The organism is Bifidobacterium callitrichos DSM 23973 (genome assembly GCF_000741175.1).
Classification (GTDB): domain Bacteria; phylum Actinomycetota; class Actinomycetes; order Actinomycetales; family Bifidobacteriaceae; genus Bifidobacterium; species Bifidobacterium callitrichos.
The window spans coordinates 317,534-330,783 of record NZ_JGYS01000001.1; the positions used below are offsets into that span (position 1 = coordinate 317,534).

The 13,250-nt window shown below is 63.0% G+C and carries 10 protein-coding genes; 8 read left to right on the forward strand and 2 right to left on the reverse strand.

The window, feature by feature from the left end:
• Window positions 1–389: 389 nt before the first annotated feature.
• From BCAL_RS01505 to BCAL_RS01525, 5 genes are all read left to right on the forward strand, one after another.
• Window positions 390–1,178: a trimeric intracellular cation channel family protein gene (locus tag BCAL_RS01505; protein ID WP_052118929.1), complete on the forward strand. Its 789-nt coding sequence runs from the start codon at window positions 390–392 to the stop codon at window positions 1,176–1,178.
• A gap of 101 nt (window positions 1,179–1,279) precedes the next feature.
• Entirely contained in the window at window positions 1,280–1,540 is a 261-nt protein-coding gene (gene rpsT, locus BCAL_RS01510) for a 30S ribosomal protein S20 (RefSeq protein ID WP_043163770.1), read from the forward strand.
• 161 nt (window positions 1,541–1,701) lie between these two features.
• Entirely contained in the window at window positions 1,702–3,582 is a 1,881-nt protein-coding gene (gene lepA / locus BCAL_RS01515) for a translation elongation factor 4 (RefSeq protein ID WP_043163771.1), read from the forward strand.
• Window positions 3,583–3,751: 169 nt separating this feature from the next.
• Window positions 3,752–5,089: a radical SAM family heme chaperone HemW gene (hemW, locus tag BCAL_RS01520; RefSeq protein WP_043163773.1), complete on the forward strand. Its 1,338-nt coding sequence runs from the start codon at window positions 3,752–3,754 to the stop codon at window positions 5,087–5,089.
• Between the two features lie 194 nt (window positions 5,090–5,283).
• The gene (locus BCAL_RS01525; protein ID WP_202961918.1) at window positions 5,284–6,276 is read left to right on the forward strand and encodes a Gfo/Idh/MocA family protein; all 993 of its coding nucleotides are present in this window, start codon (window positions 5,284–5,286) and stop codon (window positions 6,274–6,276) included.
• 1 nt (window position 6,277) lies between these two features.
• On the opposite strand, the gene bcp is transcribed toward BCAL_RS01525, so the two are convergent.
• The gene (gene bcp, locus BCAL_RS01530) at window positions 6,278–6,820 is read right to left on the reverse strand and encodes a thioredoxin-dependent thiol peroxidase (RefSeq protein ID WP_162178535.1); all 543 of its coding nucleotides are present in this window, start codon (window positions 6,818–6,820) and stop codon (window positions 6,278–6,280) included.
• A gap of 144 nt (window positions 6,821–6,964) precedes the next feature.
• Between bcp and BCAL_RS01535 the strand changes: the two genes are divergently transcribed.
• On the forward strand, window positions 6,965–8,152 hold the full coding sequence (locus BCAL_RS01535; protein ID WP_052118930.1) for a pyridoxal phosphate-dependent aminotransferase: 1,188 nt from the start codon (window positions 6,965–6,967) through the stop codon (window positions 8,150–8,152).
• A 58-nt stretch (window positions 8,153–8,210) separates the two neighbouring features.
• On the opposite strand, the gene BCAL_RS12045 is transcribed toward BCAL_RS01535, so the two are convergent.
• Window positions 8,211–8,897 carry a TetR/AcrR family transcriptional regulator gene (locus BCAL_RS12045; protein ID WP_052118931.1) on the reverse strand — a complete coding sequence of 229 codons (687 nt, stop codon included), beginning with the start codon at window positions 8,895–8,897 and terminating at the stop codon, window positions 8,211–8,213.
• Between the two features lie 295 nt (window positions 8,898–9,192).
• Between BCAL_RS12045 and BCAL_RS01550 the strand changes: the two genes are divergently transcribed.
• On the forward strand, window positions 9,193–9,894 hold the full coding sequence (locus tag BCAL_RS01550; RefSeq protein ID WP_043163777.1) for an ABC transporter ATP-binding protein: 702 nt from the start codon (window positions 9,193–9,195) through the stop codon (window positions 9,892–9,894).
• On the forward strand, window positions 9,888–13,244 hold the full coding sequence (locus tag BCAL_RS01555) for an ABC transporter permease (protein WP_238549578.1): 3,357 nt from the start codon (window positions 9,888–9,890) through the stop codon (window positions 13,242–13,244). The genes BCAL_RS01550 and BCAL_RS01555 overlap by 7 nt, the downstream gene beginning before the upstream one ends.
• The last annotated feature ends 6 nt before the right edge of the window (window positions 13,245–13,250 follow it).

A 13,250-nucleotide genomic window follows, 5' to 3' on the forward strand; every position in this document is an offset into this window, starting at 1 on the left:
GTGACGTCAGCCTCTGTGACGTCGGCCCCTGGTCAGCGTCATATATTCCCGGGATTTCTCCAGTGCTCGGTAAAAGGTGACGCTGACATCGGGATAGAGTCACTTATTCCCGGGAGATGGGCTTATTTCGGGAATAAGTGACGCTGAGAGACGGAAATGGGGACGCAGATGGGAGGTATTGGGTGGAAGGTGCTCAACCCGACATCAGGCCAGCCGGACCTGCGCACGATTATCGCCGTCCATAACGCCCGATCCAGTTCGTTTCGCTGACATGTGACATGCGGTCGGCTTGCGGAACGCGCCGGGGCGCCGGCGGCCTGTGGTAGCTTGTTGTGCGGTTCCATGAGGTCCCATGTCTATGAGGGTTTCACCGGAGGGAGGAAGACGCCATGCAGCTGGCGCTGGAGAGCAACATGTTCTTCATGCTGGTGGAATACCTTGCGGTGTTCTGCTGCGGACTGGTCGGCGGACTTGCGGCCGTGCACAAGAACTACGACCTGTTCGCCATCCTCGTGACCGCGTGGCTGACCGCGTTGGGAGGCGGTATCCTGCGTGACGTGCTCCTCGAGGTGCCGCCGGTGGGCATCACCGACCGGTGGTCCGTGCTCTCCGCGCTGGCTTCCGGAGTTGCCATCGCCGTGCTGCACCTCGAGGTCGACAAGCTCAAATGGTCGATGCTGACCTTGGATGCTCTGGCGCTTGGTCTGTTCGCCGTGATCGGCACGTCCAAGGCCATGTATCTCGGCGCCTCCGGCATGACCTCGGTGTTCCTTGGCATGGCGACCGCGCTCGGCGGCGGATTGGTGCGCGACATGCTGCTCAACGACGTGCCGATGATCATCCGCGACAAGCACTGGTATGCCGTGCCCTCGGCCGTCGGATGCATCATCGACGTGTTCGTGTGCAAGGGGCGCATGGCCGGTCTGCTCAACGCGGAGCAGGAGATCGCGCTCGATCTGGTCATCATCGCCTTGGTCGTCGGCATGCGTCTGTCGTCGGTGATCTTCAACATCAAACTTCCCGGTGCGATGGAGCGCCATACCGTCTACCTGCCCGGCGAGGCCCGGTACCTCAGGCGTCCGGACATCACTCCCCACAAGACGGATAAGAAGACGGATAAGACCGGTCAGGGCCGGCGCACGGGACGTGACGACAAATCCCGTCGAGGGGGAGACTGATACCCGCAACGGCAAGGTGCGAGTGTCGCGTCGTTTATCCTCGCCGCGTGCTATCATCTACGTCTCGTATGTCCTTATAGCAAACGTCGTTTGGAGTTACATTGGCAAACATCAAGTCGCAGAAGAAGCGCGTCATCACCAACGAGAAGGCGCACAAGCGTAACGTGGCCGTCAAGTCCGCGCTGAAGACCGCGATCCGCAACACCCGCAAGGCCATCGAGTCCGGTGACAAGGCCGCCGCCGAGGCCGCCTTCAAGGTCGCCGCCCAGAAGCTCGACAAGGCCGCCGGCGCCGGCGTGATCCACAAGAACCAGGCCGCGAACCGCAAGTCCGGCCTCGCCGTCGCGATCAACGCTCTGTGAGTGAACACCCGGTGATCCTGTAAGGGTGTGAGTCGCCGTCAACGGCGACATTGCCGTAAAGACCCCGTGAACCCGTCCGGTTCGCGGGGTCTTTCGCGTCGAGTACACTGGTTTCGTTTGACTTGAGTAAGGCTTGACAAGCAAGGTAGGAGGCACGTTCAGTGGTCAGCCAGCACAACCAGCCCGGTTCCACCGATCAGTCGTTGATCCGTAATTTCTGCATCATCGCGCACATCGACCACGGCAAGTCCACCGTGGCCGACCGCATCCTGCAGTTGAGCGGCATCGTGCCCGAACGCGAGATGCGAGACCGCTTCCTCGATCGCATGGATATCGAGCAGGAACGCGGCATCACCATCAAATCGCAGGCCGTGCGTGTGCCGTGGACCTTCGACGGCACCGAATACACGCTTGGCATGATCGACACCCCCGGCCACGTCGACTTCACCTACGAGGTCTCCCGAGCGCTCGCCGCGTGCGAGGGCGCGGTCCTCCTCGTCGACGCCACGCAGGGCATCGAGGCGCAGACGCTGTCCAACCTGTACATGGCCGTCGACCACGACCTGACCATCATTCCGGTGCTCAACAAGATCGACCTGCCCAGCGCCGAACCGGACAAGCACGCCGAGGAGATCGCCGGCCTCATCGGCTGTGAGCCTAGCGATGTGCTGCGTGTCTCCGGCAAGACCGGCGAGGGCGTGGCGGATCTGCTCGACCGCATCGTCATGGAGGTCCCCGCGCCTCACGGCGACCCCGAGGCTCCGGCGCGAGCCCTGATCTTCGACTCCGTGTACGACTCCTACCGCGGCATCGTCACCTACATTCGTATGGAGGACGGCGAACTGCACGATCGTGAAAAAGTGCACATGATGGGCATCGGCATGACCCACGATCCGATCGAGATCGGCGTGATCAGCCCCGACATGACCCGCACCAAGGCGCTCGGCGCCGGCGAGGTCGGCTACATCATCACCGGCGCGAAGGACGTGAGCCAGTCCAAGGTCGGCGACACCCTGACCTCCGCCGTGCGCCCGGCCACCGAGCCGCTGCCCGGCTACCGCGACCCCAAGCCGATGGTGTATGCCGGCCTGTTCCCGATCGATAACGCCCAGTTCCCGGAACTGCGCGACGCGCTCGACAAGCTCAAGCTCAACGACGCCGCGCTCATCTACACGCCGGAGACGTCCGTGGCGCTGGGCTTCGGCTTCCGCTGTGGCTTCTTGGGCCTGTTGCACATGGAGATCGTCAACGAACGTCTCTCCCGTGAGTTCGGCTTGGACCTCATCCAGACCGCTCCCAACGTCACCTACGACGTGACCGCCGAGGACGGTTCCGAGCATCACGTGACCAACCCGAGCGAGTTCCCGGACGGCAAGATCAAGAAGATCGTCGAGCCGATGGTCGCCGCCGACATCATCACCCCCAAGGAATTCATCGGCTCGGTCATGGACCTGTGCCAGGATCACCGCGGCCAGATGGGCACGATGGAGTACATCTCCACCGACCGCGTCGAGATGCACTACCGCATTCCGCTCGCAGAGATCGTCTTCGACTTCTTCGACCAGCTGAAGTCCCGCACCAAGGGCTACGCCTCGCTGGACTACCACGAGGACGGCGAGCAGTCGGCCGACCTCGTCAAGGTCGACATCCTCATCCAGGGCGAGAAGGTCGACGCGTTCAGCGCCATCGTCCACCGCGACAAGGCATACAGCTACGGCGTGATGATGACCAAGAAGCTGCGCGAGCTCATTCCGCGCCAGCAGTTCGAGATCCCGATTCAAGCTGCGATCGGCTCGCGCATCATCGCGCGCGAGAACATCCGCGCCTTGCGCAAGGACGTGCTCGCCAAGTGCTACGGCGGCGACATCACCCGTAAGCGCAAGCTCCTCGAGAAGCAGAAGGCCGGCAAGAAGCGCATGAAGATGCTCGGCCATGTCGAGGTGCCGCAGGAGGCGTTCATCGCCGCCCTGTCCACCGGCGATGATTCCAACGACCGAGACACCAAGGACAAGATCCGCGCCGCTCAGAAGACTGAAGGCTGAGCCGGAACGGATTTGCAAAACTTAGGCATTTTTATCGTTTCCTAGGCAGGTGTTGGTCCGGAGACGGTTCAAAATCCCTGTCTTTCCAAGGGTGTTCGTATCTGTATCCGGGGAGCTCCTGCCTAGGAAACGCGAAATCTGCCTAGGAAATGAGGGGAGGGCATTCGGAATGTCGTTTGAGGTGTACATTCATGTGCCGTTCTGCCTTCGGCGTTGCGGCTACTGCGACTTCAACACATATACGGCGGTTGATTTAGGCGCCGGGGCCTCACGCGGCAACTATGCGAACATGGTCATCCGCGAGATGGAGCTCGTGCGCGTGTGGCAGGAGGCGCACGGCGTCGACGAACCGCCGGCGGATACCGTGTTCTTTGGTGGCGGTACGCCCACCATCCTCGCCGCGGATGATCTGGTGGCCATGCTGGATGCGATCCGACGCATCTGGGGACTCGCGCCCGGCGCGGAGATCACCACTGAAGCCAATCCGGACACCGTCAACGAGTACTACATCAACCGTCTCGCCGAGGGCGGCTTCACGCGCGTCTCCTTCGGCATGCAGTCGGCGGTGCCGCATGTGCTGAAGACCTTGGACCGCACGCACACGCCCACGAACGTCGAGGCGGGCGTACGCGCCGCGGACGCCGCCGGCCTTCGAACCAGCGTCGACCTCATCTACGGGGCGCCGGGGGAGAGTCTCGACGACTGGCGCACCTCGGTCGAGACGGCCATTGGCCTCGGCGTCAACCATATCTCCGCCTACGCGCTGACCGTCGAACCGACCACGAAGATGGGGCGTCGGATCGCCGCGGGCACACTGCCCAAGCCGGATGACGACGACGAGGCCGCCAAGTACGAGATCGCTGACGACCTGTTTTCCGCCGCCGGTCTCGAATGGTATGAGGTCTCGAACTGGGCGCGGCCCGGATACGAGAGCCGTCACAACCTCGGCTACTGGAGGAACGTCGACTGGTCGGGACTCGGACCCGGCGCCCACTCGCACTACAACGCGTGCGCCGATGCGGGTGCCCTGCCCCCTCTGACGAGGGGGCTGTCAGCGCAGCTGACTGGGGGAGAGACGGCGTCGACCCAACCGAGGGAACAGATCGCGGGCATGAACGCCCTGCGTGCATGGGACATCGCGCACCCGCGCCTGTGGGGCACGGCCATCAACGAAGGCCGTGTGCCGTGGGCGGGCAGCGAGGAGATCACCCCGGACGAGAACCTCGAAGAGCTCATCATGCTGGGCCTGCGCATCCGTGAAGGGCTCGATCTGGACCGCATCAACCGTGCCATCGCCTCAGCCGCTGGTGGCGGGGCGGCCGTCTCCTCGAGCCTCAAGCCCATCGACCCCGCGCAGCTCATGCCGATGGTCGACGAGGGACTCATCACTTTGACCCAGGATTCCCGTGATGCCGGAGACTCCGGGGCCCGCGTCGTTCCCACCCGCAAGGGCCGTCTGCTCAACGACGCCGTTATCGAACGCCTCTTCGACCTCGCCGGCGTGTGAGTCCTCCGGATTCGGGGGCTCAGTGTGATTGCGTGAGGATCCGTCGCTGAGTCCCGCGGCACGGCCCTTTCTGTTGATCTCAACCATTCCCACCTTCCTGTACTTCCCTCATGGAAAGCAAATATGGCATATTATATAGATGAGATACACAAAGAAGTATGCCGAAACAATGTGACGGTGGAAAGGAATCGACGATGATGACGGCAACACGCGAACTCAATTGGGCAACTCTGGGATGTGGCGTCATCGCCAACCAGCTCGAGCAGGCGTTGGAATCCAGCGGCCGCAGGCTGTACTCGGTGGCCAACCGCACGCATGCCAAGGGGGTCGCCTTCGCTGAGAAATACGGCATCGGCAAGGTCTACGAGCACATCGACGACGTGTTCGACGACCCGGACGTGGACGTGATCTACATCTCCACCCCGCACAACACGCATATCGGGTTCCTGCGCAAGGCGCTCGCAGCCGGCAAGCACGTGCTGTGCGAGAAGTCCATCACGCTCAATGCCGACGAACTGGATGAGGCGGTCGCGCTCGCCGAGGCCAACCATGTGGTGCTCGCCGAGGCCATGACCATCTACCATATGCCGCTCTTCAGGAAGCTCAGCGAGATCATCGACTCCGGTGCGCTCGGCGAGCTGAAGCTCCTGCAGATGAACTTCGGCTCCTACAAGGAGTACGACATGGCCAACCGCTTCTTCAACCGCAACCTCGCGGGCGGCGCCATGCTCGATATCGGCGTGTATGCGCTTTCCTTCGTCCGCTGGTTCATGGATTCCAAGCCTGACCGGATTCTCTCGCAGGTCAAGACCGCTCCCACCGGCGTGGACGAGCAGGCCGGCATCCTTCTGACCAATCCTCACGGCCAGATGGCCACGGTCACGCTGTCGCTGCATGCCAAGCAGCCCAAGCGCGGGCTCGCCGTGTTTGACAGGGCCTATGTGGAGGTCGTCGATTATCCGCGCGGTGAGCGCGCCACCATCACCTGGGTGGACGACGGCCGCACGGAGGTGGTGGAAGCGGGGCGTACCGCCGATGCGCTCTCCTATGAGGTGGCCGACATGGAGACGGCCATCGCCGGCGACCCGTCCGTCATGCATCTGGACTACACGCGCGACGTAATGGCCATGATGACCGAGATCCGCGTCGGCCAGTGGAAGATGACCTACCCGGAGGAGGAGCGGTAGCTCAGTCTCCCAGCCGCTTGATGAGCGAATCCACGTGTCCCTTGGCGCGCACGTTGTAACGCGCCAAGGCGATGACGCCGTGCTCGTCGATGGCGAACGTGGAGCGGATGACCCCGACGTGCGTCTTACCGTACAGTTTCTTCTCGCCCCATGCGGCGTATGCCTTATGTACGGTGAGCTCCGGGTCGGAAAGCAGTGGGAACGACAGGTGATCGCGCTCGCGGAACCGCTGCAGCTTGGTCATCGAATCCTTCGAGACGCCCAGCACCGTGTATCCGAGCGTGCCCAGGCGGGCCATGTTGTCGCGGAAATCGCACGCTTCGGTGGTGCAGCCGGGCGTCATCGCCGCCGGATAGAAGTAGAGGATCACCTTGCGGCCCTGCTTGGTCAGATCGGCAAGTGAGATCGTCGATTCCGTGCCGTCCGATTCGACCGCCGGAAGCGTGAAGTCCGGTGCTGTCTGACCCGCCTCGAGCCTGATCGGCAGGTCTTCCGCGGGAGTCTGGTTTACGGTGTCTGTGGTGCTATCGGTCATATGCGTCATCGTAGTCCTGCCGTGGTCCTGCCGATTGTCGCTGTGATTGAGAATTGTCGTGCCGAAACATGGCTGCGCTACCATCGGCGCCATACTTGCGATACGCAATAACGCAATATCTGCAGTTATCAGTTCGGGGAGGACGCAGCAGCCATGCCGGAGATATCGAACCGCGCCCGCGAGGCGCTGTACCCGTCGGTGCGCGAGATGTTCGAACTCGCCTCGCATGTGCCCGATGCGATCTCCTTCGCGATCGGCGAGCCGGGATTCGACACGCCCCGGCCGATGATCGACGCGGCATACCGGGCGGCGCTCGCCGGCGACACGCATTACACGCCGAACAGGGGAGCGGAGGCGCTGCGCCGTGCATGGTGTGAAGCTCGTGAACGAGTCGACGGCACGCGCTTCGACCCCGAGTCGGAGATCATCGTCACCGCCGGAGGCATGGAGGGCGTGTTCCTCGCGATGACCGCCACGATGGATCCGGGCGATGACATCCTCATCCCCGATCCCGGATACGCGAACTACTTCGGTCAGGCGCAGATGACGCAGACGCGCGTCGTACCGGTGCCGCTGCATGAGAACAACGGATGGCGCATGCGGGCCGAGGACGTGGAGGCCGCGGTGACTCCGCGGTCGCGCGCCCTGCTGCTCAACTCCCCGTCCAATCCGACCGGTGCGATCATCGAGCCCGGCGAGCTCGCGCGCATCGCCGATGTGGCGAAACGGCACGATCTGTGGGTGATCAGCGACGAGGTGTACCGCGCATTCGTCTACGACGATGGCACTCCTTGCATGTCCATCGCGCAGATTCCCGGCATGAAGGAACGCACGCTCGTCGTGGACTCCTTCTCCAAGACATACGCGATGACCGGCTGGCGCATCGGCTGCGTCCTCGGCCCGAAGAAGGTCATCGACCGGATGACGGTGATGCAGGAGAACGTCGTCTCCTGCGTGCCCGGCGCGCTGCAGGCCGGTGCGGTCGCGGCTCTTGAAGGCTCGTCGGACATCCTTGCGACGATGAAGAACGCTTACCATGCCAACCGCGACATGGTGGTCGATGCGATCGCCGATATGCCGCTGGTCCGCTGCGATGTTCCGGATGGCGCGTTCTACGTGCTCGTCAACGTCACGGCGACAGGCATGGATGACCATACGTTCGCGGTGCGTCTGCTCGGCGAAGGCAAGGTCGTGGTCACGCCGGCATCCGGCTTCGGCGCTCGCGGCGCCGGGTATGTGCGATTGTCCTACGTGGGTACGCGGGAGGACACCGCCGAAGGCCTGAACCGTATGCGTATATGGCTCGAAGGACTTGCCTCCGGGCGTCGATCCGGGCGTTGATCCGTGATCGTGTTTGGCGGGGCGCTCCGGCGGGTGGCACTCGTGACGCTCGCGATGCTCACCACAGGATGTCCACCGGTGCGGTGGTCTTGTTGACCTCGATGATCCGGCAGATCTCCTCCGGGCTTTCCTTGCATCCGCGGCGGATCCACAGCCAGATGATCGAGGAGACCGCGGAGACGAGGATCTCCATCGCGTAGTCGGCAGGGATGCCGTTGTAATCGGTCTTCGGTTCGGCACCGAACCGTGTCGCCTGCGCGACGATGAGACGCTTGAGCACCTCCTTCATGCGGTCGTAGAGCTGCATGTCGTTGCCGGAGCGGGAGACGACGCTGAAGAAGGCGTAGTCGTCGCGGATGTAGCGCAGGGCGTCGGCTATGGATGCCGGCTGGAACGCGTCGCAGATGGCCTTGCCCCGGTGCGATGCGATGGTGTTCCCGCCGGGGGAGACGGCCCTCCGGTCAGGGGTTCGGTCAGGGGCGGCGGCGTCGGTGACGAGGATGCGCGTCAGATCCTCGATGGCGTCGTCGACGAGCTGCTGGCGCAGGTCCATCTTGTCGAGATAGTGCATGTAGAAGGTGCCGCGGTTGATGCCCGCGGTGCGGGCGATGTCGCTGACCGTCATCGCGTCGAAGCCCTTGGCCTGCATCAGCGTGGTGAAGGCCGCCTTGATCTTGGCCTCGGTCTTCGTGTTGCGCTTTGCCGGCGTGCTCGCGGATACTGGGGTGTGTGTGGTGGAAGGCATGTGGTGCTCCTTGGATTCGTGCGGTCGACTGTGGCCGCGCCGTGGGGTCTGCAGGGGTCTGCATTGCTGCTTGGGGATGCTGATACCGATGCATTATATCAACATGTTGTCTTTTTAATGGGTGATTCATGGTGATATGAACGATTTGGGGGACAGTGTTCAATCTGAACGGATCGTCGGAAGTTGTTGATTGACCTGATATGCCGACGCTTCCTATCATCGACATCATTATATCAACATGTTGTTTATTTAGTGGTTGAGGCAACCATAAGGAACACAAGGAGGCGAAGGGCCTGTGGCATATATCGAGATGGTGCACAGCTGCAAGCGCTACCACATGGGAGACACCGTCATCGTCGCCAACAATGACGTGAGCTTCGGCATCGAGAAGGGTGAACTGGCAATCATCCTCGGTTCGTCCGGCGCAGGGAAATCGACCGTACTCAACATTTTGGGCGGCATGGACACCAACAGCGAGGGACAGGTGATCATCGACGGCAAGGACATCTCGAACTACACCGCACGTCAGTTGACCGACTACCGCCGCACCGACATCGGGTTCGTATTCCAGTTCTACAACCTCGTGGCCAACCTCACCGCCCGGGAGAACGTGGAACTCGCCTCCGAGATCGTGCGCGATGCGCAGGACCCGGTTCAAGCGCTCGTGGATGTGGGGCTGAAGGACCGCATCGACAACTTCCCGGCGCAGCTCTCCGGCGGTGAGCAGCAGCGCGTCGCCATCGCCCGTGCCGTGGCCAAGAACCCCAAGATCCTCCTGTGCGACGAGCCGACCGGTGCGCTCGACTACAACACCGGCAAGCAGGTGCTGCGCATCCTGCAGGACCAGAGCCGAATCAAGGGCGCCACCGTGGTGATCGTCACCCACAACTCCGCCATTGCGCCCATCGCCGATCGCGTGATCCACATGCATGACGCGCGAGTTAAATCCATCGAGGTCAACGAGCACCCCATGGACATCGAGGACCTGGAATGGTGAGCGCTATGACGTCTCGCAGGCTTCGCAGACCTCGCAAACGCATGTTGTGGCGCGACATCCGTGCCACCCTCGCCAAATCCAAGGGGAGGTTCGCCTCCATCGTGAGCCTCATGGCCCTAGGATCGTTCGCCCTCGTGGGTCTGTTCGCCACCGCGCCCGACATGCGGGCCACAGGCCGCGCGTTCTACGACGAGCACAATCTCGCGGATGTGACCGTGATCAGCGACTACGGCCTAACCGCCGACGATGAGGCGATCATCCGCGAAACAGCCGGCGTGAAGGACGCCGAATTCGGCTACTTCAAAGATGTGACGATCGCGGGCAGCGACCACAGCCTGCGCGTCCACTCGCTGCCCGAAACCGTCTCCACCTATGCGGTCGTGGAGGGCCGGCTGCCGCAAGCGACCGGGGAGATCGCGCTTGACACAGGGGAGCGCGACCGGTTCGCCGTGGGCAGCTCCATCAGCGTGACCGAACTGCCGGACATCGCCGGCGATACCGTGCTCAAACGGACCGACTTCACCGTGGTCGGCTTCGTAGAGGCCAGCGACATCGTCTCCAACCTCAACATGGGACAGTCCACCGCCGGATCCGGCGAACTTGACGGATACGCCGTGGTCACTGCGGGCACGTTCGACTCGTCAGTGGCAATGATCGGCCGCGTCACCTTTGAGGACACAGCCGGACTGAACTACTGGGATGACGCCTACCGCGACCGCGTGCAGGACCACAAGACCATGCTCTCCCGGCGGCTCGCCAACCAGCCCGCCGCCCGCCGCGACTCCATCCGCTCCGAACGCCGTGAGCAGATCGCCAAGGCGCAGGAGCAGGTGGACGATGCCAAACAGCAGCTCGCGGACGCCCAAACTCAGCTCGATGACGCCAAGGCGCAGATCGAATCCGGCAAGGACCAGATTACCCAAGGCCAGCTCGACGCCGTCGACCAGGCATCCTCCGCAGCCGCCGAACTCGCCGGCGCAACCTCGCAGATCGCTTCCGCCAACTCCACGCTCTCCGCCGCCCAAACCCAGCTCGCCGCCGGCGCCCAGCAACTCAATCAGGGCCAAGGCAGTCTCGAACTCGCCTGGCTGCAGCTCAATCAGGCCGGCAAGCAGCTCACCGTGGCCCGCGCGGCGCTCGACGCATCCAAGACAGCGCTCGACGCCACCGGCCGTCTCCTCGCTTCATGGGAGAAAACCGGAATAACCGGCAAGGCATACCAAAGCCTCAAGGGGCGGTACGATCAGGCGCTCGCCGACTGGAACACGGCCGCGGACACATACAACGCCATGCTGAACCAATACAACAGCGGCCTTGAACAGTTCAACGAAGGGGCCGCCAAGCTCGATCAGGGATCCGAGGAGTACCAAAAGAACGCGGCCGCGATCGCGGAAGCCCAAAAACTGCTTGCATCCAAGCAGACCGAACTCGGGCACGCCGTCTCCACGGCCGCATCAGGATCGGCGTCCGACGGTGCCTCACAGATGATCCAAGGCCAGCGCGACCTCGAGAAAGCCGAGGACGAATACGACCAGAAGCTCAAGGAATTCAATGACGCCAAGCCCGAGGCCGAGAAGCAGATCGCTGACGCGGAACGTCAGATCAAACTGGCGAGCGAAAAGGTGGACACCCTCGAAGTGCCCGCGTACTCGATCGACGGACGGCGTGAGGGACTCACCTCCGAGGGATATCGCGTGTACGAGATCATCGCGGACATCGTCATGAAGCTCGCGCGCATCTTCCCGATCTTCCTGTACTTCGTGGCCGCGCTGGTCACCTTCACCACTATGGGCCGCATGGTGGACGAGGAACGCACCAATTCCGGGACCCTTAAGGCGTTGGGATATGGGAACGCGGACATCATGAAGAAATTCCTCGTCTACGGCTTCTCCGCCTCCACGGCCGGCACGATTCTGGGCGTGGCGGCCGGGCACACCATCCTGCCGCTCATCGTCTACCACGCCTATGATTCCGGATTCACCATGCCGCGCATCGAGCTGCACTTCCACTTGGGCGTGACCGCCGCCGCGTTCCTACTCGCATGGGCGAGCGCCGTGGCCCCCGCGTGGATCGCCGCGTCCCGCGAGCTCAAGGAGAGGCCCGCCGCGCTGCTCCTGCCCAAGCCTCCTGCCAAGGGCTCGAAGATCTTCCTCGAGCGGATCGCGCCCGTGTGGGAGCACCTGAACTTCACCCGTAAGGTCACGGCCCGCAACCTGTTCCGTTACAAGTCGCGCGGCTTCATGACCATCTTCGGCGTGGCCGGCGCGGTGTCGCTGCTCACCGCGGGACTGGGCGTGCAGGCGTCGATCGGCCAGATCGGCGAGCACCAGTTCGGCGGCATCATACACTACGACCTGATCGTGGCGGAGAAATCAGACAACAACGCGGACCAGCGCGACGCCGTATCCAAGGCCGTCGCCCCGGCGGACGGGGATGACGGCAACAGGGAGATCGACCAATCCGCGCCAATCCGCTACGAGGAGCTCACCACCACCGCCGGCAAACAGGGCGACAAGCAGACGATCACGCTCATCGTCACCGACGACGCCTACAACTTCGGAGACTACATCACCCTGCGCGACCGTGTCTCGCACGACCCGCAGGTCCTGACCGACCGAGGCGCGATCATCTCCGAACGCATGGCGGACATGCTCGGCGCCAAGGCCGGGGACACCATATCCGTGACGGATCCCGACGGTGCGAAGCGCAAGGTGCGCGTGGACGGCGTGACCGAAATGTACATCGGCCACTTCATGTTCATGTCCTCCGGCGGCTACGGTCGCGCGTTCGACGCCGACTACCAGTCCAACGCCTACGTGGTCCGACTCAAGGACTCATCCGTGGACAACGCCAACAGGCAGGGAGCGGACCTTATGACTGTGGACGGGGTCAGGGGCGTGGTGCAGAACATCACCATGAGGAACCAGGTGGCCACGATCGTCGACTCGCTCGACCAGATCATGGAGGTGCTCATCCTAGTGGCCGCGCTGCTCGCGGTGGTGATCCTCTACAACCTCACCAACCTCAACGTGTCCGAACGCATCCGCGAACTGTCCACCATCAAGGTGCTCGGCTTCCACACCGGGGAGACGACCATGTACATCTACCGCGAAACGATCGTCCTGTCCGCGTTCGGAGTGCTGGCCGGATACGGGTTCGGGGCCGTCCTACACCGTTACATCATCACCGAGGTGCCGCCCGACGAGGTCATGTTCGACCCGGCCCTCGCCTGGCCCGCGTTCGCCGTGCCGCTCGCCGTGGTGGTCGCGGTGCTCGCCATGCTCGGCTGGGTGGTGTACCGCCGTCTCAAGGACGTGGACATGCTCGGCGCGTTGAAGAGCGTGGAATGAGCCGGG

Excerpts from the sequence above, each read along its gene's own strand:
- BCAL_RS12045 (WP_052118931.1), bottom strand. The coding sequence starts at position 8,897 with ATGCCTTCCACCACACACACCCCAGTATCCGCGAGCACGCCGGCAAAG.
- BCAL_RS01555 (WP_238549578.1), top strand. The coding sequence starts at position 9,888 with ATGGTGAGCGCTATGACGTCTCGCAGGCTTCGCAGACCTCGCAAACGC.
- BCAL_RS01525 (WP_202961918.1), top strand. The coding sequence starts at position 5,284 with ATGATGACGGCAACACGCGAACTCAATTGGGCAACTCTGGGATGTGGC.
- bcp (WP_162178535.1), bottom strand. The coding sequence starts at position 6,820 with ATGACGCATATGACCGATAGCACCACAGACACCGTAAACCAGACTCCC.
- hemW (WP_043163773.1), top strand. The coding sequence starts at position 3,752 with ATGTCGTTTGAGGTGTACATTCATGTGCCGTTCTGCCTTCGGCGTTGC.
- BCAL_RS01505 (WP_052118929.1), top strand. The coding sequence starts at position 390 with ATGCAGCTGGCGCTGGAGAGCAACATGTTCTTCATGCTGGTGGAATAC.
- BCAL_RS01535 (WP_052118930.1), top strand. The coding sequence starts at position 6,965 with ATGCCGGAGATATCGAACCGCGCCCGCGAGGCGCTGTACCCGTCGGTG.